Below are 26,669 nucleotides of genomic sequence, written 5' to 3'. Positions count from 1 at the left end.
AGTAGACAAGGAGCTTGTATTTTAAAATCCGACCTGGAATCCTGCTTTTATTCCAAATGTTGAAATATCCGGCCTGTCAAGGTAATTTCCTCTCCAGTTAAAGTCAACCCTAAATATTCTAAGGTTTCCGATTCCGATATTTTCAATTCCGAATCCGTATTCAAAATAGATCTGCTCGCTTGGTGCTGAATATTTGAATCCATCTACATTAATGGCCTTGGAAGCATCACTTAAAGTTCCGTAAGCACTTCTGATGAAAGCGATTTCTCTAAGTTTAAGTTTTTTGATCAAAGGGATAAAAGAAAGTATTTTTCCATTGAAATGATGTTCAAGGTGTAGTGTTGTATAAGTGTCTGCTACAAATTCATAATAGTTAAGCTGTGAAAAAGTATTCTGTGCCAGGCTGTACGACTGGTTTCCGGGAATTACATTCTGCAGAGCCAATGGAACTGTATCAAAAGTTTTTCCGGCTTCAAAGTTTACGATGGTTTTCCCCCAGCTTCCAATTAGGATTGGCTTGTAGAACATAAACTGGAGCCTGTTATAGTTGAAATCACCGTTAAAAAGGCCTTCAATACCTCTAGTGTATTTAAGGATAATGGTAGGGGCCAGTGTTCCGTGCTCATAACGGTCAACTCCTGTCTGGGAGAACTTTGCTCCCGGTCTTGCAATTAAACTTAAAGTAACGTGAGAATCGTTAAGTGTTTTTCTCAGATCACCATTCCGGTAATACATTAAGCTGAATTTATCAGGATTGGCTGATTTTATGCTCTGCAATGTTCCATCTACTCGAACCTGGAAGTTTTTCCATGGCTCAATGGAAGCAAAAATGTTAGTTTTGTTAATGGAGCTCAAAGAAGCATTCTCTCCCCTTGCAAAAAGAGTGGATGATGCAAAGGTACGTGCCATGATTCCATCATCAGTGGTAAGTTGCACACCCAGCTGCTCAATATCCCTCTTCGTACCGGCGCCGATCATAAATCTGTTGACCCGGTTGAACATATAACGGCCTTCTGCACCATATTTAACCTGTTGATCTTTGAAACCATATGCAGTATAGAATTGAACTCTCCAAGGGTCGTTTTGCCCAAAGTAAGTTCTTGCTCCAAGTCTTATTCTGTCGCCTTCCACTTCGTTTTTACCGTAAATTGAAAAAATAGGACCGATATCAATGCCTTTAAACGCATTATAATATCCGGATGCAAGTGTTTCATAGATTTTAACAATACGGTTGAATTTTGGTGTCTGCTGAAGCCTGTCAAGCATTTCATAAACGCCTTGTTCTGATTTCGATAACGAGTCAGGTCTTGCTTTTAGCCAATAAGCGTCATCTTTATCTACAAATTTATCATCATACTCTTCCTGTTTCCGTGTGAAAACTTTATCATCAAGGGGTTTGTTGAAATCATATTGAGAATAATCGACGGTCCGTTTGGCGATAATACTTTTGGAAGTCCTTTTCTTAGCGAAAGGTGTAAGCTCTATTTCTGTAATAAATTTTTTAGGAAGAAAAGTATTCTCATCAGGATTGTCATATTCCAGTTCTGTGGAAATGCTGTTGATGAAATTAACGTTGATTTTCTGTGTAGACTTTAATGTGGCTCCTAAAACAGCATAGTTGTCCGTATCTATATAAAGATAACCCTGAAATGCTAAAACATCTTTTCTTTTAGGCTGGTATCTTATTTTGTAGGCATTCTCACCGTGGATAGAAATGGTGTCTGTTAAATTATAATCATAGGTGCTGAACCCGTTTGTCCCCACGGGGCTTGGAAACCCTATATCGAAATAATTTAATGTATTGTCGTAAATATTAATATCCCGATAAAGATTTTTTGCCGTAATGGTAATTACCTGGTTATCCTGGAAGCCTGATGTTTTTTGGGCAACAAGTAATCTTTTTGTCTTTTTTCCCGGTTTGTTTTCTCCGTAGTTTTCGTAGATGGATTCATTCAGGAAGATGGGAAGCCCAATCTTTCCGCTAGCTGTAGAGTCTGCATAATCAAAAATAAAATCCAGTTTATTGAAGATTTTTTTACTCATAAAAGCGCTGTCCAGATTGTTTGCGTCAAACTGAATCTTCTCATATTCTTTATAAGTATAGGTATCGAATTTCTCCAGGCCATTATTGCGTTTCCTTTTCCATACCTCCTGCATAATAGCATAGGCAGGATTTTCTTTCTTGTTTTTGTATTTTGGTTTTTCGTTGTGGATAACAATTTCACCGATGCTGCTTACCTTTTCCTGTGAAAGCTGCACGAAAACATTGGCCACGTTTTCAGGAGTAATAGTAACGGTTTCGGTGGAGTAACTCTTTTTCGAAAATCTTAGTTTATAAATAATACTGTCGGACTGAACGCTAAAGCTTCCCAGGGTGGTTTTGAGAAAAGGTTCTGTATTATCATTTATAAAGACATCTACACCGGAAATTTCTTTATTGGTTTTTGCATCTATAATTCTTCCGTTCGCTGTATTTTGGGCATATGCCAGGCAGGATATAAAGAGCAGAAAAAATAGATTATAATATTTAGAGTTGTTGTTTAACATCATTTGGTTCTTCAAGCAATTAGCACAAACAAAAAGCGTGCAGTTTCTTCAAAAAAGTTCATATTTTTTTACGTTTTATGTAAAAGTTCACAAAACTACAAATGTAACGAAAATAACAGTAAAAGATTATGATAATTAATGAGTTGATCATAAAGTGTTTTGATATGAAAAAACGATTGTGAATAAAGCTGGATTGAAAAGCGAAACTAACAACTTTTTGACAGTTTTTCCGCAAGTTTAAGTGGCTTGTTAATAGGTTTTCAAGATGTTGTTAAGAGTTTATCCATAGGTTATTCACGGAATTATAAATATAATTCGTCATATTACTGATAGCTTGCTGATATCTTTTCCACAGGTTATTAACATTGTATTTTGTTTAATGTAAGTTAGTTAGTAATAAAAATCATTTTTCCCACAATAAATAATAGTTTATGAGATTTTTCTTCTCATCATGGATTACGAAAGAATTACTAACACTTTTGATTTCTTGTGGATAATTAGAAAAAGAAAATACTGTAGGTTAAGATTAAAGTGTGAATAATGTATTTTGAAAGCACAAAAAAAGACTCACATTTCTGTAAGTCTTTTTGGCTCCTCCTGCTGGGCTCGAACCAGCGACCCTCTGATTAACAGTCAGATGCTCTAACCAACTGAGCTAAGGAGGAATTTCCTTTGTTTAAGGTGCTGCAAATATAAAAGGAATATTCATATCAGGCAAATTTTATCCCCAATTAATGGTGATTTTTGACTAAAAATGTTGAATTTCAGTGAGAAATATTTCATTAAATTTTTAATTAATCAAACGGCCATGAAATAAATGCCGGAAATAATGTTTAATTAATGTGTAGAAACTGTTTATGGCTAATAATATTCTGCTGCTTTAACAAAATGTATAGAAATAAAAAAAAGACTCACATTTCTGTAAGTCTTTTTGGCTCCTCCTGCTGGGCTCGAACCAGCGACCCTCTGATTAACAGTCAGATGCTCTAACCAACTGAGCTAAGGAGGAATGTCCTTTGTTTTAAGTGGTGCAAATATAGGACGAATATTTATACCGTACAAATATTTTTTAGAAAAAAATTCAAAAAAATTATAAACTGCCCGTAAGTGCCTTAAAGATATCACTTCCGAAGATCAGTACCATCAATCCTAGCAGGAAGATAACCCCGATCATCTGTGCATTTTCCAGTACTTTCTGAGGAACAGGTTTCCCCGTAATGACTTCCCACAAAGTAAACAAAACGTGTCCTCCGTCAAGTCCCGGAATAGGAATAAGGTTCAGGAATGCCAGCCATACAGAAAACATTGCCGTAAAACTCCAGAACATGCTCCAGTTCACAGATACTGCCCCGTCTTTAGACTTTTCTACCGGCATATTCTTAATGATGGCCAGTGGGCCGCCCACCTTCTTATAACCCTGAACTTTCTTGTTGAATACCAGTTTAAATTGTTTAACCTGGTAGGTTAAGCTTTCAATACTTCTTGTAAATCCTCTTCCGATAGACTCAATAAGAGTAAAATGCTTTGTGCTGGCAAACTTTTCAAGCTGCTTATAAGAAGCTATTCCTAATGTTCCTTCCTTCGAAACCTGAAGGTTTAGTGGCTGCACTACGCCGGCTCTTAATACCTCTACATTAATAACCTTGCCTGCGTTTTTTACAACAGCCCCCTGCAGTTCGTCATAATAATTGATTTTCTGCCCGTTTACTGAAACTACCTGATCACCTGTTTTTAATCCCGCCTCAGCAGTTTTAGGGTTCACGATTGTATCAATTACAGGAGCATATCTTGGCGTAAGGAATGCTCTTGGATTTTCATCTTTAAAAGCAAGTGCCTTCCCGTCATCATTTGTATTGAAAGTAAATTCCTGTCCATTTCTTAAAACCGTTACCTGGTCACTTAATAAAATATCCAAAGACAGCTTATCCAGGTTATTCTGGACCTTTCCGTCTACTTTTAAGATCTTATCACCATCTTCAAACCCCATTGCCTTTGCAACATTGGTATAATGCATTGGTGTTTCTACTTTGGTGGTATCGAAAGAACTCTCACCATTGAAGTAAGAAAGGCATCCGAAAATAATCCACGCAAGGAAAAAGTTCACAGTAACCCCTCCCAGCATGATGATTAACCTCTGCCAGGCTGGTTTAGATCTGAATTCCCATGGCTGTGCAGGTTTTTTCATCTGCTCTTTATCCATGCTTTCATCGATCATTCCTGCAATTTTCACATAACCTCCGAAAGGAAGCCATCCGATGCCGTATTTCGTTTGCTCAGGGTGCTTTCTCCAGTCGTTGTCTGAAAGCTTTGATATATCGATAGGAACTTCTTTCTCTTTTCCGTCTACTACGATAGTTTCTGTGTCCGGAAGGTTTTTGGAAAGAAATTTATACTGCCATTTTCCGTTGATCTTCTTCATTGAAAAGATAGAAAACCATGGATCGAAAAACAGGAAGAATTTCTCAGCCCTGGTCTTAAACCATTTTGCCGGTAAAAAGTGTCCAAGCTCATGAAGAACTACTAAAATAGAAATACTTAGTATGAACTGGAAAATCTTGATTGCTAATTCCATTAATAAATTTTAGATTTTAATTTGCAAAGGTAACAATTATCAAAACTATGCCAAATAAAAAAGCCCCTCTAAATGAGAAGCTTTGTCATATATTTCGTGAATTCTACAGGTTGAAAGAAACACCGATGCTGCCGTTGCTGCCTACTTCTGCAAAAACGCCCACTTTCTCGGTGAAAAAGTAACGGGCTCCAATATGGGCTCCGATCCCGAAATCCTTGCCAAGCACACCAACATCAACACCAGGATAAATGTCCCATTTTGCAGGCAGATCAAGTGCTTCATTAAGATGGAAATTCAATCTTCCGAAAGCAAAAACGCGGTTGTCTTTATCATGATTTTTATAATTATCAAAATAAACATTCAGTCCGGCTCCAACGGATATAAGCTTATTCAATCCGTAATCATAGGTCCCGGTAACTCCGGTTCCGTATCCCCAGGCGCTTAATCCCGCCTGAACTTTCTGGTCGCCTTTACCCGTGTATGCCTGCGCATTGGCTGCCGTTCCGAAAAAAGCGATCATCAGCACCAAAAACAATTTCTTCATAATTTTACTTTTTAAATTGATAATGGAAATATCCTCATCAAAAATAGAACCGAAATCAACGGAAAATCGTATTTTTATTGAAGTTTTTTAACAAAGTTTATGAAAATTGCAGGACTTAATTTAGATATTGTCTGGAAAAACAAAGAAAAGAATTTCCAATCCATCGAAGAACAGTTTAAAAACCTTGAAGCTGATATTTTCCTGCTTCCTGAAATGTTTTCTACCGGCTTCTGTATGGATGCAGCTGAAGTTTCGGACAGAAATGAAGAGTCTCTTGAATTCCTGAAAAAAATCTCCAAAGAAAAAAATGCAGCTGTTTGCGGAAGTGCTCCGGTAGAGCAGGACGGAAAGTTTTATAACAGAATGTACTTCGTTCAGCCCGGCTCAGAGCCTGTGTTTTATGATAAAAGGCACCTGTTTTCTTTTTCGGGAGAAGATAAAGTGTATACTCCCGGAGATAAAAGGATTATTGTAAATTATAAGGGGTTCCGGATCTTATTACAGGTCTGCTACGATCTTCGTTTCCCGGTTTTTGCGAGAAACAATGATGATTATGATGCTATTTTATATGTGGCCAACTGGCCTGAAAAAAGAGTAGGAGCCTGGGAGCATTTGCTAAAAGCCAGGGCAATAGAAAACCTGTCTTTTGTTTTTGGTTTAAACAGAATCGGGACAGATGGGAACGGTCTTTTTTATCAGGAAAGCTCGCATTGTTTTTTTGCAGATGGGACAGAAATTTCACAAAAGAATGGTAATATTATTTCTGCAGAATTAGATATTCAAGAATTGAAAAGTTTTAGAAATCATTTTCAATTTTTAAATGATAGAGATGATTTTGAGATCAAAATTAGATAATTCGGAAGCTAAAATGATAGTGTTTTGATTTTTATTAAATGATTGAGATGTTTTTTTAATTTTTCAACAATATATTGTGGATTTTTTCTAATTTTAAATACATAATTAGAAAAGATAATATATATGAACAAAAAATTACTGTTTGTTGCCTTCTGTATTTTGAATTTGATTATGAATGGGCAGGAAAATACACATAATCAAGAAAATAGTATGGCTGAATTTCATTTGGAGGACGGATCTTCATTTAAAGCAAACTCAGTTGAAGCGGTTACTAAAACTATTAATTTGGGACAAATAATAGTTAACAACAGAGTATCTGCATTTCAATATACTACAGCGGCAGATGAGAAAAGGAAAGAAATAAACTCTAAAGATGTAAGAAAAATTATTTATTATAAAGGTGATGAAATTTCTCAAATTCAGGAAAAAATTAAAGTTAAAACGGTAGATAAGAAAGGAAATCTTTCCAATGATACAGCCGAAACGTTCGAATACTTACTCTATGATGGTAAAATTAAATTATACAGTTCAAATGTATTTGAGTGTATGGGATTGAATGCATGCTATTATACTCATTCAAACTTTTATATCCAAAAAAGTGGTGAACCTTACACGGTTTTGGCAGTAAAACAAAAGAGTCAGTTCAATTCTAAGATGGGATCATCCATTGAAAATATCGTTGATGCTTTCAGAGCAATTGCCGGAGATTGTAGTTCATTTAATCAGTATTTAAATTCTTTTGAGAAAGAAATGATGCAGGAAAAGCATTTGGATAAAACTTTACAATATCAGGAAATTTATAAAACAACTTTACAAGAAGTAAAAAAGGATAGAGAGCAAACCAAAAGATTATTTTATATCGTTGGAGATAAAATACAAAACAGGCAGGCTGAAATCTACATTGGAATCATAAAAGAGTATGAGAAAAATTGTCCATAAATACGCAAGTAATTTGTTATAAAAATCCCATGGATTTCACGAATCTAGACGGATGCTATTCTCAATTACCTGTGCAAATTCGTGAAATTTATGGGATGTAAAAATAAAAAAACTGTGAAAAAATCACAGTTTAAGCATGTTGTTTAAGCAGTTCCGTGAGCGTATTCACGTCGTGGACGCCGCTTTCTTTCCATAAGAGCTCTCCGTTTTTGAAGACCGCCAGGGTAGGGACTCCCCTTACTCCATATTGAGCAGCAATTGCAGGATATTGGTCTACATCTATTTTGATGATTCTTGCTCCTTCGCCTACATTTTCCTTTACCGTATTTAGCACAGAAGACTGTACCTTACAAGGTTGGCACCAGGTAGCAAAAAAATCAATAAGTACCGGTCTTTCCGAATTGATGATTTCTTGAAATTTTTGTGACATAATTTTTGGTTTTATTGAAATGCTAAGATTTACTTATAAGTCTTGACAGCATAATACTTTATTTTCCTGACTGTTTTTCATCCTGGATCGCCTTCACATTTTTCCAGGTTGTACCGTCATAGGCTTCCACGCCGTTTTTCTTTAGGATTTCCATAGCCTGATCGGCCTGAATCCCTTTATTGCAGAATACCACAACCTTTTTGCCTTTAAGTGAATCTATATTATTCTGAATTTCAGCCAAAGGAATATTGACCGCTCCTTTTGCTGTTCCTGCACGATACTGCTCCGGGATTCTTACATCTACCAGTGTTACACCCTCACTATTCACAACTTCTTTGATATTTGGTTTTGGTGCGGCAGCTGTATCTGCTGTTTTACAGGATGTTAAAGCTAAGGTTAATGCAAAAATGTATCCGAAAATTGTTTTTTTCAGCATCCTATAATGTTTTTGACTGGCAAACAAAATCCGTTGTAGGCAGTTTTTCTATCTTTTTGATGCCGTTAAAGCCTCCTTCTATTTCAGTAAAATTTCTGATTCCGTGTGAATTAAGTACGCTTGCTGCAATCATGCTTCTGTATCCTCCTGCACAGTGAAGAAAGAAGTGTTCAGAATCATCAATGGTTTTTACCCAGTCGCTGATTATATCCAATGGCTTGTTGAATGCATTGTCAATGTGCTCGGCAGAATATTCGCTTAATTTTCTTACATCAATTACGGTAGCGTTTTCCGTGAATTGTTCAGCAAATTCAGCAGGAGAAATCCTTTTGATCTCATCCGTTTCTTTACCGGCAGTTTTCCATGCAGCAAAACTGCCGTTTAAATATCCTAAAACATTATCGAAACCGACTCTACTTAATCTTGTAATGACTTCTTCTTCAGTTCCTTTATCAGTCACCAGCAAAAGCGGGTGCTTTACATCTACGATCATATTTCCTACCCACGGGGCAAAATCTCCCTTAAGACCTATATTGATAGAATTCGGAATAAAACCTTTATGGAATTCTGCCGGGCTTCTTGTATCTAAAATTAAAGCTCCTGTTTCTTCCGCCAAAACTTCGAAATCTTCTGCACTCACAGGGCTCAGTCCTTTGTTCATTACTACATCAAGACTTTCGTACCCACCTTTGTTCATGGCTACATTCATTCCAAAATATTTCGGAGGAGCGGTAAGACCATCAAGAACCTCTCTGATGAAAGATTCTTTATCCGGCTGATTCAGTGCATAATTGGTTTTTTTCTGGTTCCCCAATATGTCCACCGTTTCTTTCTGCATATTTTTTCCACAGGCAGAACCTGCGCCATGAGCGGGATAAACCGTTATGCTGTCGTCCAGTGGCATAATCTTGTTCTGAAGGCTGTCATAAAGAATTCCTGCAAGATCTTCCTGCGTAAGATTAGTTGCTTTCTGTGCAAGATCAGGTCTTCCAACATCCCCTAAAAACAATGTGTCCCCGGTAAAAATTGCAGTTTCAGTACCATTTTCGTCAATTAAAAGGTAGGTGGTACTCTCCATCGTATGTCCGGGAGTATGCAATGCTTTTATTTTTATTTTTCCGATCTTAAAGATCTGGTTATCTTCAGCAATAATAGCCTCAAATGCAGGCTGGGCAGTAGGCCCGTAAACAATGGGAGCTCCTGTTTTTTCACTTAGATCTAAATGTCCTGAAACAAAATCAGCATGGAAATGGGTCTCAAAAATATACTTTAAAGTGACGTTGTCTTTTTCAAGGCGATCCAGATAAGGTTTTACTTCTCTCAGCGGATCAATAATGGCAGCTTCATTTTCTGATACAATATAATAGGCACCCTGAGCCAGACAGCCCGTATATATTTGTTCAATTTTCATTGGGGTCTTTTTTAAATTTTAGATAAAGATACGAAGTATTAGATGAAATGTAAACGAATTGTTAAATTCGGATGATAGTTTCTTTCAATATTCATGGGCGGTCAGCTATAAAACCCTTTATTTTCGAATAAAATACGACGGGTAAAGAGCAGGAGTTTTAGCGAATGTTTTTTATCATGTTTAAAAAACGGAAATATTTATGTAGTACCGATATCTACGCAGATGCTGTTAATATTATTTTGTATTATTACTTTAGTAGTCCAATATTTTATAAAAAATTTTATATTTATAAGTTTAAAAAAAGATCAGATGGCAGATAAAACACAATTTATTGAAGAACTCAACGCAAAATACACTCCTAAAGGAGAACATATTATACTCGGAAAAGGAATGCTGGACGGAGAAGTGGTACCGGAAGTTAATGTTGCCATTCCTTTAAAAACAATTAACCGCCACGGCCTTATTGCAGGTGCTACGGGGACAGGAAAAACAAAAACGCTTCAGGTATTTGCGGAACAGCTTTCCCATGCAGGAATTCCTTCACTGGTTTTGGATATTAAGGGGGATTTTTCCGGAATTGCAGAAGCCGGCCAGATGAACCCGATCATTGAAGAAAGATATGCAAAAACCCAGCTCCCGTATAATCCACAGGCCTTTCCGGTAGAGCTGATGAGCATATCAGGCGGGAAAGGAGTGAAATTAAGGGCTACCGTTACAGAGTTTGGCCCAATATTATTAAGCAAGATTCTGGAACTGAATGATACTCAGCAGAGTATTATGTCTATCGTATTTAAATATTGTGACGATAAGGGTCTTCCGTTAATTGACCTTAATGATTTAAAAAAAGTCTTGCAGTATGTAACAGATAATGCCCAGGGAAAAGCCGAACTGGCAGCCAACTACGGATCTATTGCTCCGGCTTCACTGGGAACGATCCTAAGATCTATTGTTGCATTGGAACAGCAGGGGGCTGCTGATTTTTTTGGTGAACTAAGCTTTGATGTTCATGACCTTCTTGAAACCAGAGATGGAAAGGGAGTCGTGAATATTTTAAGGGTGTCGGAAATTCAGAATAAGCCACAATTGTTTTCTACCTTTATGCTTTCGCTCTTTGCCGAAATTTATATGACTTTCCCTGAAGAAGGAGACAGCGGAAAACCTAAACTTGTCCTTTTCATAGATGAAGCTCACCTTATTTTTGATGAATCTTCAAAAATTTTGCTTTCACAGATCGAAACAATGGTCAAGCTGATCCGTTCTAAGGGTGTCGGAATCTATTTTATCACGCAGATTCCAGGGGATGTTCCTGAAAATATTTTGTCACAGCTTGGACTGAAAATACAGCATGCCCTGAGAGGTTTTACCGCAAAAGATAAAAAAGAAATTACCAAAGCTGTCGAAAATTACCCAACGACAGAATTTTATAATGCATCGAACCTGATTCAGAATCTCGGGATTGGAGAAGCCTTTGTAACGGCTCTGGACGAAAAAGGAATTCCGACACCACTTGTCCATACCTATCTGATCTCTCCGGAATCAAGGATGGATGTGCTGAATGATGCGGAAATTTCAGAACTGACAGGAAGTTCTTCTTTAGTAGCTAAATATGAGCAGCCTGTTGATAAGGAATCTGCTTATGAAATCCTGACCAACAGAATGGAGCAAGCCGCCCAGAACCCGGCACCCTCCCAGAAAACAAAACCGGTGAAAGAAGAGCCGGGAATGTTTGAGCAGGTGCTTCAGAGTAAGGCAGGTAGAACTTTTACCAGTACTTTGATGCGGGAAGGTGCAAAAGCCCTTCTCGGAATGTTCGGGCTGGGCGGAAGAAGATAAGAAGTGGATTAAAATTTCTGCAAAATATTTTATTATATAAAGAGTATCAGCTTTTTATTGCCTATCACCGGCTGTTTTTTAATCTGGACAAGGGTGATGTAAAAGCTGTTTTTACTTTTTTTTGATATATTTTTTGTTATTTTCGCAAAACTGCCCTTATTGGGAAAACAGGATAGCACTGCAGTACAGTCTTTGAGAACCTATGGCACAGGTTATGTATTAAGCCTAATAATATTAGGTTTTCAGCAGTTGATTTAAATAGTAATGATAAAAACAGGAGTATAACCAGAATTCAATGTATTCGATTATTGATATAGAAAGTAATGGTGCAGGTTACAGGAATGAATGCATTATAGATATAGCCATCTACAGGTATGATGGTCAGAAAATTACGGACCAGTTCATATCCCTCGTCAATCCCGAAAGTGATATCACTCCTTTTGTACAGAAGCTGACAAGCATCACCCCTAAAATGGTGAAAACAGCTCCTAAATTCCACGAAATAGCAAAAAGAGTCATTGAAATTACTCAAAATACCACTTTGGTGGGTCACAATATTGATTTTGATTACAGGATGCTGCGCCAGTCTTTTAAAAGACTCGGTTATGACTTTCAGATCAATACTTTAGATACCATTCCTTTAGCAAAAAAAATGATCCCGGATGAAGTGAGCTATTCATTGGGAAAGCTGGTGAAGTCGCTGGGAATTCCCTTAACGAACCATCACAGAGCAGAGGGAGATGCAAGGGCAACATTGGAGCTATTCAAGCTTTTAATATCAAAAGATACTGAAAATGAGATTATTCAAAAGCAGCATGATGAAACCAATGCGAAAACCTATATCAACAAGATCAAAGTTCTGACTCAGGATCTTCCGAACGAAAAAGGATTTGTGTATTTCCAGAATGAAGCTGGGAAAATAATTTTATCAGATTATGTTCAGGATATCAATAAATTCTCCAAAAAAGTGTTCAATTCCAAGTCAAAAAAATGGGAACAGATCCAGAATGACGTTGAGCAGATCAATTATGAACTTACAGGAACTGATATTATTGCAAAACTGATCCTTAATTCCAAAAACATCAAAAAAAGAGAAGTATTTCCTTTTGGGCTTTACTTCAGGAATAATAAGTACATAGTTGAAAAAAATAAACTGAATAAAACGGAAAGGCCTATCCTGAAATTCAGATCATTTACCCAGGGAACAAAAGCGGTTCAGTTTATTGGCTTGCAGGAAGAATTTAATGATGTCAATGTTTTCCTCAAAAAGATAGATTTCAGAAAAAGAAATGAACTTTGGCTCGGTCAGGGAAGAAAACTGGGTGAGAAGCTGTTTCTGATTATTGAAAACGACAGGGTAGTTTCATATGGCTTTTATGAACTGTTTACACAGATACAAACCCTCAGTAAGCTTTCAAAACTGAAAATAGACCTGCCTCTATCTTCTACAGATCTCCATAATGATCTCCAGCTTGCCCTGCTTCGTGGTGATTTTGAGACGTTGCCATTGCCAAAATAATAGAAGAATTAATACTTTACATGTTTTTATCAGGAAAAAAATGCTTTTCAAATGAATTTCCTTGAAATAAAAAATAAATAGTACTTTTGCAAAAATAAAAAAGAAGCAATGCAAAATTTTAAACAAATTAAAACTGGAAAAAAGGGGGCTGTAAAGTTCTCTAAGGTTTGGAATATTTAAAAGAGTTGTCTTGCATAAAAATAATTAATGTGGCAGGCTCTTTTGGAAGAATCTGTCTTTTTTTATGTTAAAATCAAATTATGAATTCAAAAGATTTGCTACAGATTGCCAATGAATATGGCACGCCAGTGTATGTTTACGATGCTGAATCTATTAAAACCCAATACGAGAAGCTTACATCTTCTTTCTTAAAACACACGAAGTTCTTTTATGCTGCCAAGGCGTTGACCAATATCAACATCTTAAAGTATGTCAAGAATCTGGGCGCATCTTTGGATTGTGTATCAATAAATGAAGTAAAACTTGGGCTGAAGGCCGGATTCACTAAAGAAAAGATCCTTTTCACGCCAAACTGTGTAGACCTTGCCGAAATTGAAGACGCAATGAAGCTGGGTGTTCACATTAATATTGATAATATCTCTATTCTTGAGCAGTTCGGGAATAAATTTGGAAACTCTTATCCGATCCTTGTAAGAATCAACCCACATATTTTTGCAGGAGGAAACTACAAAATTTCAACAGGACACATCGACAGTAAGTTCGGGATTTCTATTCACCAGGTTCGCCATATCGAAAGAGTGATGAAGAGCACCAACCTTAATGTGGAGGGGCTTCACATGCACACAGGAAGCGAGATTAAAGATCCGGATGTTTTCCTGCAGGCATTAGACATTATGCTGGAACTTTCCGAGCATTTCCCTAATCTTAAATATCTGGATATGGGAAGCGGGTTCAAAATTCCTTACCAGGACAGCGAAGAAGAAACAGATGTGAAAACCTTAGGTAAAAAAGTAGAAAAAGTATTGTCCGAGTTCACAAAATCTACAGGAAGAAAGTTCGAACTATGGTTTGAGCCCGGAAAATTCTTAGTAGGAAAAAGCGGATATCTTTTGGTAAAAGCTAATGTGATCAAGCAAACCACGGCTACTGTATTTGTAGGAGTGAATTCAGGGTTTAATCACCTGATCCGTCCGATGTTCTATGACTCTTACCATAAAATCGAGAACCTTTCAAACCCAAAAGGAGCGGAAAGAATCTATACGGTAGTAGGGAACATCTGCGAAACCGATACTTTTGCCTGGGACAGAAAACTAAATGAAGTAAGAGAAGGTGATATTCTTGTTTTCTATAATGCCGGAGCGTACGGTTTTGAAATGAGCTCAAACTTTAATTCAAGATTAAAACCGGCAGAAGTCTTATTCTTAGACGGAAAAGCACATCTGATCCGTAAAAGAGATGAATTTGAAGATCTGTTGAGAAACCAGATAGAAGTAATTTAAAATCAAATATAAATTTATAGAAGCTCTGCAGATTACTGCAGAGTTTTTTTGTTTGAAGGAACCAGAAAAAAATTCATTCTTAATAATGTTTTAAAGCATTTTACAGTAATCAAAAGAGCTTTAATGTGTTGAAATTTTAATACTTTTTAGGAATAGAAATTATAATTTATTAGCTAAATTTGAGAGAGGTAAGAATTTTAAACACTTCCCATTCACGATCCTTTCGGGATTCCTTAACTAAAATAAACACCAAAAAATACTAATTATGGCTAAAAACATAGCAGAGCAGATTGTTGAAATGCTCGAAAATGCCAATGTGAAAAGAATTTATGCAGTAACCGGCGACAGCCTTAATCATCTTAATATTGCTGTTAAAAAAAGCAGTATTGAATGGATTCATGTAAGGCATGAAGAAGTAGGTGCATATGCGGCTGCGGCAGAAGCAGAGCTTGATGGGTTTGCAGTATGTGCAGGGAGCTGTGGTCCGGGACACGTTCATCTGATCAATGGAGTTTATGAGGCACATAAATCCCACGTTCCCATGCTTGTCATCGCTTCCACGATCCCAAGTGATGAAATGGGAATGGATTATTTCCAGGAAACGAATACTATAAAACTATTTGATGATTGCAGTCACTACAACCAGATGATCACAAGACCGGAGCAGGTACAGAGAACGCTTCAGACCGCCATTCAGCATGCCATCTCAAAAAAAGGTGTGGCAGTAATCGGGCTTCCGGGAGATGTGTCGGAACTTGATGCCGAAGAAGGGCCTACATCTGCCCAGATATTCAGGACCAATCCTGTCATCAGACCTTCTGATGAAGAATTAGAACGGCTGGCTACCTTGGTTAATGAAAGCAAAAAAGTTACCCTTTATTGTGGAATTGGAGCAGGAGAAGCGAATGCTGAGGTTGTAGAACTATCGAAGTTTCTAAAAGCTCCGGTAGGCTATTCTTTCCGTGGAAAAATGGCCATTCAGCCTAATAACCCTAATGAAGTGGGGCTTACAGGGCTACTGGGATTTCCGTCAGCCTATCATGCGATGCACGAAGCAGATCTTGTTATTCTTTTAGGAACCGATTTTCCGTACCAAAAATTCATGCCTGTAAAAAACAAAATTGTCCAGATCGATGAAAGTCCTGAAAGATTGGGAAGAAGAGCAAAACTGGAACTAGGTCTGGCAGGAGATGTAAAAGAAACTATTAAAGCCCTGCTGCCGTTGCTGCAAGAAAAAACAGATGCTCATTTCCTTAATGAACAATTGGCATTTTATGAAAAAGTAAAAGAAACTCAATTTGCTTACGTGAAAGACTTTGGAAAAGAAAACGCCATACAGCCTGAATATGTTGCACATACTTTAGACCGGTTGGCTAAAAAAGATGCCATTTTCACAGTAGACACAGGCATGTGCTGCGTGTGGGGGGCAAGGTTTATTACAGGAACAGGCGAAAGAAAAATGTTGGGCTCCTTCAATCACGGATCAATGGCGAATGCTATGCCCATGGCTATAGGTGCCTCTTTGGCTCATCCGGACAGAGAAGTGATCGCTATGTGCGGAGACGGAGGAATTTCAATGCTCTTGGGAGATATGGCAACCATCTTTCAGTATAAGCTCCCGGTAAAACTGATCGTTTTCAATAACAGAACCCTGGGAATGGTAAAGCTGGAAATGGAAGTAGGCGGTATGCCGGATAATGAAACCGATATGATTAACCCGGATTTCGCAATGATAGCCCAGGCTATGGGATATCCCGGAAAGAATGTTCATAAACCTGAAGAGGTAGAAGATGCCATTAAAGAATGTCTTGCTTATAACGGGCCTTATCTTCTTAATATATTTACCAATCCAAATGCACTTGCTCTTCCCCCGAAAATAGACTTTGATCAGGTCATGGGAATGACAAAATCTATGGCCCAGCTGATGCTTGGCGGTAAGATGGAAGAGGTTCTGGAAACTGTGAAATCCAATTATAAACATATTAAAGGACTGCTGTAATGAATGCTTCCTTAAAAAAGTTTTATATAATCGCGTGGTTATTCGGGCTGGTGTTTTATTTTCTGGATTATGTGGTCCGTTCAGCACCGGCAGTCATGATTCCGGAATTGGTCAATAATTTCAGTACAACAGAACTGAAGCTTGTCAGTCTGATCGGAACGTATTACTATACTTACTCTACCTGCAGCCTCATCGCGGGGATGGCTTTGGATAAATTTGGCGGCAAAAAGTCACTTTTTGCAGGCGCTTTAATCCTGGGGATAGGCTGTTTGCTGTTTTTAGCTTCTTCCTATTCTGGTGGCGTGGCTGGAAGGCTGTTGCAGGGAGCAGGATGTGCTTTTGCATTTCCTGGCTGTGTTTATCTTGCAAGTAAAGGATTCTCTTCCAAATCTTTGGCAACGGCTGTTGGATTTACACAATGTATCGGAATGCTGGGTGGTACCGCGGGACAGTTTATCGTGGGACCATGGGTAGAAGAAGGGGTAAATATAGATACCTTCTGGCTTTGGTCGGGTATTATTACAGTTATTACAGCATTTTGCCTGTTCTTGGTAATTCCCGGTGAAAAACAATCTGAAGTACAGCCTGGCGATGCTGTTAAAAAAGTTGGATATCTAGAGCCATATAAAATTGTCTTTAAAAATCCCCAATCCTGGCTCTGTGGTATTATTTCAGGGTTACTATTTGCTCCTACCACCATATTTGCAATGACATGGGGTGTTGCATTCTTCGAAAAAGATAAAGGCTTTATGTTTCATGATGCTGCCATTACCAGTGCAATGGTTGCTTTCGGATGGGTATTCGGGTGTCCGCTTTTAGGTTTTATTACAGATAAAATCGGAAGAAGGAAACCTGTTTTAATCGGAGGAGCAATCCTGATGATCTTCAGTTTTCTGCAGCTGCTGTATCTTCCGGAATTGTATCCGGCCAAAATAAGCATGTTTATTTTTGGCCTTGGTTCCGGGGCTGCCATGATCCCGTATTCTATCATTAAAGAAGCAAATCCTGATTATGTAAAAGGAAGTGCAACCGGAGCAATTAATTTCATCACCTTTGGAGTAACTACCCTGGTGAGTCCGGTATTCAGCAGATGGTTTGGGAAAAGTTTAGAGGCTTCTTCAGGAGAGATGCATTTTCAGTCTTCCCTGTTATTCTGGATTGCAGGAATTGTTCTTGCAGTTTTGATTTCATTCTTGTTAAAAGAAACAGGAAGTAAAGCACAATTACAGACTTTAAACGCTTAAATGAATTTCAATAGTTTATGGAAAACTTCAGGCGCAGCCTGAAGTTTTTCTTTCTTAGAAAGCGTTTAAATAAGTAAATTTGTTAAAGCAATTTAATAACTCATGAACAGTCTATGAAAATTTTTACATTAGTGATGGCACTTCTTGTGGCAAACTTTACATTTGCCCAGCAGGATGTTGAAGACAGGGATGATAACCCGATTACGGAAATCAATAAAAATCTTTTAAAAATAGATATCAAAGAACCTCTTTTACAGGTGGCGGTGAAAAACTGTAACGATTTCAAGCCGGCAGCCTTTGAAGGCGGTGTAACGGTTTATAAAGAAACCTTGCAAAAATTTATGTACGATTACCTGAATTCAGATTTTTATGTCCTGAACGGAGATTTTACATTTACTCTCACCGTTGATCAGACCGGAAAAGTGACCCATATTGAAGGAACTCCTAAAGTAGCCAACAGCACTTATTTTTTTGATGATATGAAATATGTAGTAAGAAGAATCAAAAAGAACTGGATTCCCGCTTCGTGTAACGGTCAGCCTGTTGCTTCACAGATCAAAATTAAAATGCATTTCTCTTCAATCGCTACAGATTTATAAACTACTCAGATGAAAAAATACCTTTTATTATTACTTTTACTATGCATCGGAATTAAAAGCTTTTCTCAAAATACGTCCCCGGTAGAAGTAGCTTCATATACCCAGAAAGCTAAATTCCCCGGTGGTGATGAAGCTTTTCGGAAACAATTTATGGATATGCTTTACGCTTATGTTGATACCCAAAGCTACGCCATCAATGGTAAAATAACTTTTTTAATCAATATTTCACCGGAAGGTAAAATGAACAAGCTTGACGTTGTCCCGAAGATCAAAAACAGTGAAATGTTTATTGATGATGTAAAATATGCTATGAAGAAGATCAAAGGAAAATGGACGCCCGCCATGTATGGGGATACTCCTGTTGATTCTAAAATGATCATCAAGGTTAATTTCAATACCAATACATATGATCATGATTAGAATGCTGTTTGCATTATTGGTTATATTTTCCCTGAAGTTATCAGGACAGGAAGCTGTGCAAAATTCTTCGAAAGAAGCTATGCCGGGGGGAATGAACAGTTTCAGAGCAGAAGTGGCTAAACAAATCGATCTCAGTGGTTTCGTCTGGACGCAGCCCTTTAAGCTCGTAGTAAATTTCTCCGTGAGCAAAGAAGGAAAAATGGAAAATATAAAGCTGCAGGAGTCTTCCGGAAATGCTGAATTTGACCAAAGGATCATAGACGGAATCAAAAGGATGAGAAAGAAAAAATGGACACCTGCAAAGAGATACGGAGAGCCGGTTGAATCTTTTTATACCCTTCCGTTAAACTTTAATCCTCCGAAATAATCCCCTGCCATTCTGTCACAATATTTTGTATCTTTGCAGACTAATTTGTTTGGGATTTAAAATTCATCACGATGCTTTGAAATTTAAATGCTGAGCATTGAACTTTTAAAACGATTATTGTGCAGGAAAAATATATAGACGAAACAAAACAGGGAGAAGCTTTTGCTATCGCTGAAAGACCTGAGAATTCTAAAAAGTTGTTTTTAGAAAGCTATGGCTGTCAGATGAACTTTTCTGATTCTGAAATTGTTGCATCTATTCTTAATGAGCAGGGGTACAATACAACCCTGAAAGTAGAAGAAGCAGACCTTATCCTTTTAAATACATGTTCCATTCGTGAAAAAGCGGAGCAAACCATAAGAATGCGTCTTTCACAGTTCAAAAACCTGAAGAAAGAGAAACCTAATATGACGGTAGGAGTTTTGGGATGCATGGCAGAAAGATTAAAAACCAAATTCTTGGAAGAAGAGCAGCTGGTAGACCTTGTGGTAGGCCCTGATGCCTACAGAGACCTTCCCAACCTTCTGAAAGAAACAGAGGACGGAAGAGACGCCATCAACGTAATCCTTTCAAAAGAAGAGACTTATGCAGACATCAATCCGGTCCGTTTAGGCGGAAATGGGGTTACAGCTTTTGTAACCATCACCAGAGGTTGCGATAATATGTGTACCTTCTGTGTAGTTCCTTTTACCAGAGGTAGAGAAAGAAGCCGCGATCCGCATTCCATCATTAAAGAATGTAAAGACCTTTTAAATAACGGATACAAAGAGATCACCCTTTTAGGGCAAAACGTAGACTCATACTTATGGTACGGAGGAGGTCCGAAAAAAGATTTCGTTAAAGCTTCCGAAATGCAGAAAGCTACGGCTGTTAATTTTGCACAACTGCTTGATTTAGTAGCTAAAGCTGTACCTGAAATGAGAATCCGGTTCTCTACTTCAAATCCTCAGGACATGAGCCTTGAAGTGTTCAGAATGATTGCAAAACATGACAATATCTGTAAATATGTACACCTTCCAGTACAGAGCGGCAGTAACAATATGCTTCTGGCTATGAACAGGCAGCATACCCGTGAAGAATATTTAGATTTAATTAAAAAAGCAAAGGAAATTGTTCCTGATATTGCTTTTTCACAGGACATGATCATAGGTTTCTGCAATGAAACAGAACAGGATCATCAGGATACCTTAAGCCTGATGAAAGAAGTGGAGTATGACTACGGTTATATGTTTGCTTATTCCGAAAGACCGGGAACGCCTGCCCATAAAAAAATGGAAGACAATATTCCTGCTGACGTCAAACAAAAGCGTCTGGCTGAGGTTATTGCCCTTCAGGGAGAGCTATCCAGAAAAAGAATGGAATCTTATGTAGGAAGACATCATCAGGTCCTCATCGAAGGGATATCCAGAAAAAATAAAAACCAGTGGAAGGGAAGAAACTCACAGAATGCAGTCTGTGTTTTTGATATGCTTGAAGGCCAGAAAATAGGTGACATTGTGGACGTTTTTGTCTATGGCAATACACAGGGCACACTTTTAGGAAGAACAGCGGAGTAATTTTAAAGTTTTCCTGAAAAACTGGCAGTCTTCAATATGACCAGGGGACAAAGGGATTTGACTATAAAGGAGAGAAACTGACCACTATAGAAAAACTACAAAAAAGAAAAAATATCTTCCGAAACTAAGATGAACGGTTATATTACCGTAAGATTTTTAGTAAATTGTGAAGGAAAAACAGGACTGTCAGGGTTCAGCAGATGAATACAGATCTTAAAGAAACGGGTCCGGATAAAGAATTGGAAGACAGACTGCTGCGGTTTACGAAATCGCTGGACGGCTGGATGCCAAAAGAGAAAAAAGGTTTTAAAGCAGGCTATTATCAGTATTTAACCTATAAAATTGAAAATGGAAAAGTTTCAGAGGTATTACCTTAGCTTTTTGTTACTTATCGTTTACACCAATACTATTGCGCAGGTCAACTGTAATGCAGTAGAGGGTGAGGACTGCAAAAAAGCTTGTGAACTATACAACTGGGCTTCAGACAGGCAAGGAAGCAGGGAATACCAGGAAGCCTTTGATAAAGCGATTGGGCTCTGCCCCGATTTCTCCAGTTCCTATATGGAGAAAGCCGTTCCCTACCTTAAAAACGGGGATTTTGTAACCTGGAAAATACTTATTGATAAAGCTGTTGCTGCAGATCCTAAAATGCATTTAGGGTACAGAGGCTGGTGCAAATTCCAGTTTTTGCGGGATTATAAAGGGGCAATCCGGGATTTAGAAGAATTAAAAAAATATTATCCTGAGGATCTGGGAAGGTCTTTAAACGGAGACTATCATTTAGAGGTGGTGAAAACCATGTCTTACAGTGCTTTAGGACAGAAAGAAAAAGCGGTCGCGATCATTGAAAACCTTTTGGCTCCCAAAGGGTATTTTAAAGGGATGTACGACCACTACCAGCTTGGAGTAACTTATTTTGAGCTTGGCAGATATGACAAAGCCTTAGAAAATTTTGAAAAACAAAGCAAAGAAAACAACTTTGCCGAGAATATATACTTTAAAAGTAAAGTTTCTAAAATCAGGAACAAAGATTATTTGGATTTAAAAAAGTTAGCATTAATGACTTATGATGAAGGAAAGACCATGAAAGATGTCTACACTCATCACTTCAACAAAATCTACAGAAAACAGATCAAGGAGCTGTAGATTATTAAATCAATAATCAAAAATTTACTTATGAGCAACGACTTACAAAACATAAAAAACCGCTTTGGAATTATCGGGAACTTCCCGGCACTGAACCGCGCTTTAGAAAAAGCAATCCAGGTTGCGCCTACGGACATTTCCGTCCTGGTCATTGGAGAAAGTGGTGTTGGAAAAGAATTTATCCCGAAAATCATTCATTCAGAATCCAAAAGAAAACATCAGCCCTATATTGTGGTTAATTGTGGAGCAATTCCGGAAGGGACCATTGATTCTGAGTTATTTGGCCACGAAAAAGGAGCATTTACCGGAGCTACAGCAACCAGAAAAGGATATTTTGAGGTAGCAGATGGCGGAACCATCTTCCTTGATGAGGTAGGAGAGCTTCCCCTGCAGACCCAGGTCCGTCTTTTGAGGGTGCTGGAAAGCGGTGAATTCATGAAAGTGGGCTCCTCTCAGGTTCAGAAAACCAATGTGAGAATTGTGGCAGCTACCAACGTGAATATGATGAAGGCTATTCACGACGGAAGATTCCGTGAAGACTTATTTTACCGTCTGAATACTGTGCAGATTGACATGCCGCCTTTACGGGAAAGAAAAGGAGACATTCACTTGCTATTCAGAAAATTCTCTATAGACTTTGCAGAAAAATACAGAATGCCGGAACTGGAACTAGAGCCAAGTGCCGTTCATTATATTGAAAATTATAGCTTTCCGGGAAATATCCGTCAGCTGAGAAACCTGGTAGAGCAGATGACCGTAGTGGAAAGAAACAGACAGGTAACAGTTGAAAAACTGGCTGAATATATCCCTATGGAAACCCATTTGCCGATGGTTGTGAATAATCAGAATGCCCAAAAGCAGAATGATTTCGGAAGTGAAAGAGAAATTATGTACAAAATTCTCTTTGACATGAGAAGTGATATCAACGACTTAAAATCACTTACCTCAGAATTGATCAAAAACAGAGGAACTGCTGATCTCAGCAATCAGGAGAAAAATCTGATCAACAGGATCTATTCTGCAGATCAGACACCGCCGGTGAGCCAAAATTCACTGCTGTATTTCGAGGACAAATCACCGGGAGTACAGTCTGCACCTACCATCATTTCAAATGCTGAGGACAGCTATGAAGATATTGAAGATATAGAAATAGAAGAAAACAGACCTGAATCCTTATCTCTTCAGAATAATGAAAAAGATTTGATTATCAAAGCATTGGATAAGCATAAGGGACGCAGGAACAGGGCGGCAGACGAGCTTGGTATTTCACAAAGAACTTTATACAGAAAAATAAAACAATATAACTTAGAAGACTAACGGAGATGAAGAATTTGGAGCTACTCACCCCCAGTAGAAAGCATTTCCCAGCTTATAATTATTGCATGCGGGATAAGAATACTGTTTTCCATACCTTTGGGGATCTGTATGAGGATGTAGTCTGTAAAGATGTATTAGAGAAATAAAAAAGGTATGAGTAAATTAAAAATAATATTTGGGTTTGTAATTCTTTCGCTGTTCCAGCAGTGTTACTCTTTTACAGGATCATCATTGACAGACGAAAAAACCGTCCAGATCAATGAATTTCCGAATAATGCAGCGCTGGTGAATCCTACCCTTTCCCAGCAGTTTTCTACAGATATCCAGAACAGATTTCTGCAGAGAACCACATTAAAAGGAACAAAATCAAATCCTGACATTCTGATAGAAGGTGAAATTTCAGACTATAATTTTTCGCCGACTACGATCAGCTCCAATACACTGACAAACCCTTCGGGAGGCGTTGTACAGCAGGCACAGAACAAGCTGACCATCAGTGTAAAAGTGCATTACGAAAATAAAATACATCCGGATTCCAGTTTTGACAGAACCTATTCGGATGAAGTGGTTTACAACAGCGACCTGAGCCAGAGCCAGATAGAAACTTCCCAGGTAAAACTTGTAACAGATAGAATTATTAATAAGATATTTAACGATATTGTAGCCAATTGGTAAGATGAATCCCAGAGTTTTAGAACTATTAAAGAGTCCCAAAAATATACAGTCAGAAGATCTAGCTCTTTTGAAAGAAGAAATACATGCTTTTCCCTATGTTCAGAACATCAGGGCGCTTCATTTGTTTGGGGTACATCTTTACGATAAAGAAAACTATCAGAAAGAACTTTCCACGACCGCCGCTTATACCACAGATAAGAAACTTCTTTACCAGCTGATCAACGGTAAAATCCAACGTGAACCGAAACCGGAAACTGTAGAAGATAGATATGCTTCTAAAATTCTGGAAAAACCAGTAAAATATTCTTATAAAGAGAAAACATTCCCGATAAAAAGAGACGAGTCTCCCGAAAAAAGGGAAAACAAATATGAAGAGGCAGCAGGTATGATTCCGCCTTCAAAGGAAGTTAAGCATATTCATGTTAATGGGGAAAGAAACAGAATTCTATTTGAAGGAGAAGAAAACTTCCTGGACGAAGTGCATTCTGAAATAATAGATCTTGAATCTACACTGGAATCAGGAGTAATAGTTACGCAAAAAACTGAACCGGTAACAGAACATCTTAACGAAAAAATTATAACCGAGCCGGCCGCAAATAAAAACGATCAGCCTGAAAACTCAGAAGCCGGAGTAGAATTCACTCCTGAATTAATTGTTGAGGAAAATAAAATTGACAGCCCCTCAGAAGAGCTGAAAATACAGAAAGATGATGCACTAAGCTTCCATGAAGTAGAAACTCTGACACCGGAAACAGAGCCATCAGCTGAACAGACAGAGACAAATGAAGCTATTGAAGAGCCCGTGACTGCTGAAACAGCGCCGGACCCGGAAATTACAAATGAAGATACCCATGTAAATGAGCCTCATGCTGAGATCAGTTTCCACGGGATGGATGAATTTCTGCCGGATGTTAAAATCCAAGGAAACACAGATAACGAAGCTGTAACTGCTGAAATTCCTAAGCCGAATGTAAATAAGCATGAGGAAGAAATGAGACGCCTTATTGAAGAAGTAGAGAAAAAAATGAAAGAAGTACAGGCGGTATCAAAGGTTGAAAATGAAGAGCCGGAAACTGCTGATCATGAGATCAGTTTTGCTGAAACACAGAGCTTTCATTTCTGGTCCACGGAAAAAGAAGAACCAAAAGCTGAAGAACCTGCTACGGAAGTAAAAGAAGATATAATCGAACAGCCAATTCAGCATGAAGAGCCTGTAGAGATTCGGGAAAAAGTAGAAGAAATCGGAACTGCGGTAGAACAAGCTTTTGTGTGGAAGCCTATGAGTCTTGAGTCCAATCTGCCCGATTCCATGATCAGCCATGCCAGTGCAGTTCCTGCGGCTAAGGCAGAAATCCCAAAAGAGGAGAAAATCCCGGTAATAGAAGATAAACAAGAAAGAATTGTTCCACAAACGGTTGAAGAACCTCAAAAAGATTCTGAAACAGTCTCAGACGAAAAACTTTCTGTTGCTGAAGAAGAAATACCTGAAATTGTAGAAGAGAAAAATGAAGAAGTTGAAAATTCAGAAGCAATGATCGAAACAAAAATGCCAAAAGAAGAAGCACCAGTTATGAATGTATCTTTCTTTGGGACCGATATTTCGAGTCTGGCAGTAGAAAAAGCAGCAAAAGAAGAAGAGCCTGTTCATCAGGGCAAAGCAGAGAGCCAAACACAGGCCGACAGCAATGTGCCCGGATTTATCAATACATGGCAGAGCTGGCTTAAGATCGGCAGAACAGAAGAGGAGGTTTCTCAAAAGGAAAAAACTCCGGTTCAGGAAAAGGTAATTGAAGCTTTCATTGAAAATAATCCTAAAATAAGTCAGTTAAGAGACGAGAGTACTTACGTTGTCAAAGAAAAGAATGATGACATTTCTCATTTGATGACAGAGACACTTGCCAACCTTTATTTCGAGCAGAAACTCTATACGAAAGCCATCAAGGCATTTGAAATTCTGATCACTAAAAATCCGGAAAAAAAGGAATATTTCCAATCTAAAATCAAGGAAATAAAAGATTTCAGAAGTAAAAGCTGAATAGGCTTAAAAAATAATAAAAAGGCTGATCACAGAAAAGTGTCAGCCTTATTTTTTTATATACTATCAGTGGCGTTTTTATTGCCACGCAGTTTCCGCAGGGCTTTCCGTCCAAAGATAATAACAAGAATAATCATGATAAGTGCAAAAACAGCAGCAATAATCGGTGCAGCCATCGCCAGTATAGACATGATTCCGGCTCCTGCAGTTTCAGTAGTTCCCACTACAGAATTTCCCAGGCCGCCCGTTGTCGCAGTAGAAGCTGCCCGGATTCCTGCGAAACCGGAACTGATCGTAGCAGCTGTTCCGCCCCCGGCAATTAATGCAAGTGCCCATTGCGGAAAAGTTCCAAGATCGGCAAACTGGCTGGCAAATAAAACAGAGCCTGCCACAGTAGCCAAAGGAACCGAGACCGTATCCAGCAGATGATCCACAAACGGAATGTAATAGGTTAAAATTTCAGCGATTGTTGCAATTCCGGTAGTAATAAGTGCCGGAAGCCCCGAAAGCCATTCAAAATGCTCATTCATCGGGATCCAGTGAAAATAAGAGGCAAGACTTACCGCAAACATCGGCAGAAAAACTCTGAAGCCCGTAGCGGCAGCCAATCCTATACCAATGAAGGCACTGAGTATGTAGGAAAAATAGGGAACATGATCTAACATTTTAATTTTCAGATTTATTGTTTCCCCTAAAATTACAAAAACTATGCAAGGTTTTGTAAAAAATAAATACTTGTAGATTTTATAACAACAACTTTCCGGA

23 protein-coding genes and 2 tRNA genes are annotated in these 26,669 nt (G+C 38.2%); 16 read left to right on the top strand and 9 right to left on the bottom strand.

Features of this window, described 5'->3' with window-relative positions; translation table 11 throughout:
- Positions 1-21 precede the first annotated feature (21 nt).
- From DRF61_RS02410 to DRF61_RS02390, 5 genes are all read right to left on the bottom strand, one after another.
- Positions 22-2,550, bottom strand: a complete 2,529-nt coding sequence (locus tag DRF61_RS02410) for a DUF5686 family protein (RefSeq protein ID WP_228452612.1) — start codon at positions 2,548-2,550, stop codon at positions 22-24.
- Between the two features lie 585 nt (positions 2,551-3,135).
- Positions 3,136-3,212 (bottom strand) — tRNA-Asn (locus DRF61_RS02405).
- A gap of 267 nt (positions 3,213-3,479) precedes the next feature.
- Positions 3,480-3,556 (bottom strand) — tRNA-Asn (locus DRF61_RS02400).
- A gap of 81 nt (positions 3,557-3,637) precedes the next feature.
- A complete protein-coding gene (gene rseP, locus DRF61_RS02395) occupies positions 3,638-5,119 on the bottom strand; it encodes an RIP metalloprotease RseP (RefSeq protein ID WP_111953699.1) in 1,482 nt (493 codons plus the stop codon).
- Between the two features lie 103 nt (positions 5,120-5,222).
- Positions 5,223-5,663: a DUF6646 family protein gene (locus tag DRF61_RS02390; RefSeq protein WP_111953697.1), complete on the bottom strand. Its 441-nt coding sequence runs from the start codon at positions 5,661-5,663 to the stop codon at positions 5,223-5,225.
- Positions 5,664-5,762: 99 nt separating this feature from the next.
- Between DRF61_RS02390 and DRF61_RS02385 the strand changes: the two genes are divergently transcribed.
- Complete coding sequence (locus DRF61_RS02385) at positions 5,763-6,518, top strand: nitrilase-related carbon-nitrogen hydrolase (protein ID WP_111953695.1); 756 nt, start codon at positions 5,763-5,765, stop codon at positions 6,516-6,518.
- A 123-nt stretch (positions 6,519-6,641) separates the two neighbouring features.
- The gene (locus tag DRF61_RS02380; protein ID WP_111953693.1) at positions 6,642-7,457 is read left to right on the top strand and encodes a hypothetical protein; all 816 of its coding nucleotides are present in this window, start codon (positions 6,642-6,644) and stop codon (positions 7,455-7,457) included.
- Positions 7,458-7,587: 130 nt separating this feature from the next.
- Here DRF61_RS02380 and DRF61_RS02375 read toward each other — a convergent pair whose 3' ends face one another.
- Genes DRF61_RS02375 through DRF61_RS02365 form a run of 3 tightly spaced genes read right to left on the bottom strand, consistent with a single transcriptional unit; the run spans position 7,588 to position 9,734 of the window.
- Positions 7,588-7,887 carry a thioredoxin family protein gene (locus DRF61_RS02375; RefSeq protein ID WP_111953691.1) on the bottom strand — a complete coding sequence of 100 codons (300 nt, stop codon included), beginning with the start codon at positions 7,885-7,887 and terminating at the stop codon, positions 7,588-7,590.
- A gap of 58 nt (positions 7,888-7,945) precedes the next feature.
- On the bottom strand, positions 7,946-8,323 hold the full coding sequence (locus tag DRF61_RS02370) for a rhodanese-like domain-containing protein (RefSeq protein ID WP_111953689.1): 378 nt from the start codon (positions 8,321-8,323) through the stop codon (positions 7,946-7,948).
- Between the two features lies 1 nt (position 8,324).
- On the bottom strand, positions 8,325-9,734 hold the full coding sequence (locus DRF61_RS02365) for an MBL fold metallo-hydrolase (RefSeq protein ID WP_111953687.1): 1,410 nt from the start codon (positions 9,732-9,734) through the stop codon (positions 8,325-8,327).
- Positions 9,735-10,043: 309 nt separating this feature from the next.
- Between DRF61_RS02365 and DRF61_RS02360 the strand changes: the two genes are divergently transcribed.
- From DRF61_RS02360 to DRF61_RS02300, 14 genes are all read left to right on the top strand, one after another.
- Complete coding sequence (locus tag DRF61_RS02360; protein ID WP_111953685.1) at positions 10,044-11,567, top strand: helicase HerA-like domain-containing protein; 1,524 nt, start codon at positions 10,044-10,046, stop codon at positions 11,565-11,567.
- A 295-nt stretch (positions 11,568-11,862) separates the two neighbouring features.
- Positions 11,863-13,086 carry a 3'-5' exonuclease gene (locus DRF61_RS02355; protein WP_111953683.1) on the top strand — a complete coding sequence of 408 codons (1,224 nt, stop codon included), beginning with the start codon at positions 11,863-11,865 and terminating at the stop codon, positions 13,084-13,086.
- A gap of 260 nt (positions 13,087-13,346) precedes the next feature.
- Positions 13,347-14,546, top strand: coding sequence for a diaminopimelate decarboxylase (gene lysA, locus DRF61_RS02350; protein ID WP_174772310.1), 1,200 nt, complete (start codon positions 13,347-13,349; stop codon positions 14,544-14,546).
- A 265-nt stretch (positions 14,547-14,811) separates the two neighbouring features.
- Positions 14,812-16,545, top strand: a complete 1,734-nt coding sequence (locus DRF61_RS02345) for a thiamine pyrophosphate-dependent enzyme (protein WP_111953679.1) — start codon at positions 14,812-14,814, stop codon at positions 16,543-16,545.
- The gene (locus DRF61_RS02340) at positions 16,545-17,789 is read left to right on the top strand and encodes an MFS transporter (RefSeq protein ID WP_111953677.1); all 1,245 of its coding nucleotides are present in this window, start codon (positions 16,545-16,547) and stop codon (positions 17,787-17,789) included. The genes DRF61_RS02345 and DRF61_RS02340 overlap by 1 nt, the downstream gene beginning before the upstream one ends.
- 113 nt (positions 17,790-17,902) lie before the next feature.
- Positions 17,903-18,388 carry an energy transducer TonB gene (locus DRF61_RS02335; RefSeq protein ID WP_111953675.1) on the top strand — a complete coding sequence of 162 codons (486 nt, stop codon included), beginning with the start codon at positions 17,903-17,905 and terminating at the stop codon, positions 18,386-18,388.
- Between the two features lie 9 nt (positions 18,389-18,397).
- Positions 18,398-18,808 (top strand): energy transducer TonB, encoded by a 411-nt coding sequence (locus tag DRF61_RS02330; protein WP_111953673.1) that lies wholly within the window; start codon positions 18,398-18,400, stop codon positions 18,806-18,808.
- Positions 18,795-19,175 (top strand): energy transducer TonB, encoded by a 381-nt coding sequence (locus DRF61_RS02325; protein WP_111953671.1) that lies wholly within the window; start codon positions 18,795-18,797, stop codon positions 19,173-19,175. The genes DRF61_RS02330 and DRF61_RS02325 overlap by 14 nt, the downstream gene beginning before the upstream one ends.
- 119 nt (positions 19,176-19,294) lie before the next feature.
- Complete coding sequence (miaB, locus tag DRF61_RS02320; protein WP_111953669.1) at positions 19,295-20,731, top strand: tRNA (N6-isopentenyl adenosine(37)-C2)-methylthiotransferase MiaB; 1,437 nt, start codon at positions 19,295-19,297, stop codon at positions 20,729-20,731.
- A 200-nt stretch (positions 20,732-20,931) separates the two neighbouring features.
- Complete coding sequence (locus DRF61_RS22525) at positions 20,932-21,108, top strand: hypothetical protein (RefSeq protein WP_157963354.1); 177 nt, start codon at positions 20,932-20,934, stop codon at positions 21,106-21,108.
- The gene (locus DRF61_RS02315; RefSeq protein WP_111953667.1) at positions 21,080-21,877 is read left to right on the top strand and encodes a tetratricopeptide repeat protein; all 798 of its coding nucleotides are present in this window, start codon (positions 21,080-21,082) and stop codon (positions 21,875-21,877) included. The genes DRF61_RS22525 and DRF61_RS02315 overlap by 29 nt, the downstream gene beginning before the upstream one ends.
- Before the next feature lie 30 nt (positions 21,878-21,907).
- Positions 21,908-23,194 carry a sigma-54 interaction domain-containing protein gene (locus tag DRF61_RS02310; RefSeq protein WP_111953665.1) on the top strand — a complete coding sequence of 429 codons (1,287 nt, stop codon included), beginning with the start codon at positions 21,908-21,910 and terminating at the stop codon, positions 23,192-23,194.
- A gap of 153 nt (positions 23,195-23,347) precedes the next feature.
- Positions 23,348-23,869, top strand: coding sequence for an LPS assembly lipoprotein LptE (gene lptE / locus DRF61_RS02305; RefSeq protein WP_111953663.1), 522 nt, complete (start codon positions 23,348-23,350; stop codon positions 23,867-23,869).
- Positions 23,870-23,936: 67 nt separating this feature from the next.
- Positions 23,937-25,904, top strand: a complete 1,968-nt coding sequence (locus DRF61_RS02300; protein WP_157963353.1) for a hypothetical protein — start codon at positions 23,937-23,939, stop codon at positions 25,902-25,904.
- A gap of 56 nt (positions 25,905-25,960) precedes the next feature.
- Here DRF61_RS02300 and DRF61_RS02295 read toward each other — a convergent pair whose 3' ends face one another.
- Positions 25,961-26,569 carry a DUF4126 domain-containing protein gene (locus DRF61_RS02295; RefSeq protein ID WP_111953659.1) on the bottom strand — a complete coding sequence of 203 codons (609 nt, stop codon included), beginning with the start codon at positions 26,567-26,569 and terminating at the stop codon, positions 25,961-25,963.
- Positions 26,570-26,669: the final 100 nt, after the last annotated feature.

It is taken from the genome of Chryseobacterium lathyri (assembly GCF_003290185.1).
Classification (GTDB): Bacteria; Bacteroidota; Bacteroidia; order Flavobacteriales; family Weeksellaceae; genus Chryseobacterium; species Chryseobacterium lathyri.
This window is presented reverse-complemented; position numbering and strand designations above follow the sequence as displayed.

Coding starts and splice junctions, on each gene's coding strand:
- DRF61_RS02335 (WP_111953675.1), top strand. CDS start 17,903: ATGAAAATTTTTACATTAGTGATGGCACTTCTTGTGGCAAACTTTACA.
- DRF61_RS02295 (WP_111953659.1), bottom strand. CDS start 26,569: ATGTTAGATCATGTTCCCTATTTTTCCTACATACTCAGTGCCTTCATT.
- DRF61_RS02370 (WP_111953689.1), bottom strand. CDS start 8,323: ATGCTGAAAAAAACAATTTTCGGATACATTTTTGCATTAACCTTAGCT.
- DRF61_RS02360 (WP_111953685.1), top strand. CDS start 10,044: ATGGCAGATAAAACACAATTTATTGAAGAACTCAACGCAAAATACACT.
- DRF61_RS02365 (WP_111953687.1), bottom strand. CDS start 9,734: ATGAAAATTGAACAAATATATACGGGCTGTCTGGCTCAGGGTGCCTAT.
- DRF61_RS02325 (WP_111953671.1), top strand. CDS start 18,795: ATGATCATGATTAGAATGCTGTTTGCATTATTGGTTATATTTTCCCTG.
- DRF61_RS02355 (WP_111953683.1), top strand. CDS start 11,863: ATGTATTCGATTATTGATATAGAAAGTAATGGTGCAGGTTACAGGAAT.
- DRF61_RS02410 (WP_228452612.1), bottom strand. CDS start 2,550: ATGATGTTAAACAACAACTCTAAATATTATAATCTATTTTTTCTGCTC.
- DRF61_RS02385 (WP_111953695.1), top strand. CDS start 5,763: ATGAAAATTGCAGGACTTAATTTAGATATTGTCTGGAAAAACAAAGAA.
- DRF61_RS02310 (WP_111953665.1), top strand. CDS start 21,908: ATGAGCAACGACTTACAAAACATAAAAAACCGCTTTGGAATTATCGGG.
- DRF61_RS02380 (WP_111953693.1), top strand. CDS start 6,642: ATGAACAAAAAATTACTGTTTGTTGCCTTCTGTATTTTGAATTTGATT.
- lptE (WP_111953663.1), top strand. CDS start 23,348: ATGAGTAAATTAAAAATAATATTTGGGTTTGTAATTCTTTCGCTGTTC.
- DRF61_RS22525 (WP_157963354.1), top strand. CDS start 20,932: ATGAATACAGATCTTAAAGAAACGGGTCCGGATAAAGAATTGGAAGAC.
- DRF61_RS02315 (WP_111953667.1), top strand. CDS start 21,080: ATGGAAAAGTTTCAGAGGTATTACCTTAGCTTTTTGTTACTTATCGTT.
- DRF61_RS02390 (WP_111953697.1), bottom strand. CDS start 5,663: ATGAAGAAATTGTTTTTGGTGCTGATGATCGCTTTTTTCGGAACGGCA.
- DRF61_RS02330 (WP_111953673.1), top strand. CDS start 18,398: ATGAAAAAATACCTTTTATTATTACTTTTACTATGCATCGGAATTAAA.
- DRF61_RS02345 (WP_111953679.1), top strand. CDS start 14,812: ATGGCTAAAAACATAGCAGAGCAGATTGTTGAAATGCTCGAAAATGCC.
- lysA (WP_174772310.1), top strand. CDS start 13,347: ATGAATTCAAAAGATTTGCTACAGATTGCCAATGAATATGGCACGCCA.
- DRF61_RS02340 (WP_111953677.1), top strand. CDS start 16,545: ATGAATGCTTCCTTAAAAAAGTTTTATATAATCGCGTGGTTATTCGGG.
- DRF61_RS02375 (WP_111953691.1), bottom strand. CDS start 7,887: ATGTCACAAAAATTTCAAGAAATCATCAATTCGGAAAGACCGGTACTT.
- rseP (WP_111953699.1), bottom strand. CDS start 5,119: ATGGAATTAGCAATCAAGATTTTCCAGTTCATACTAAGTATTTCTATT.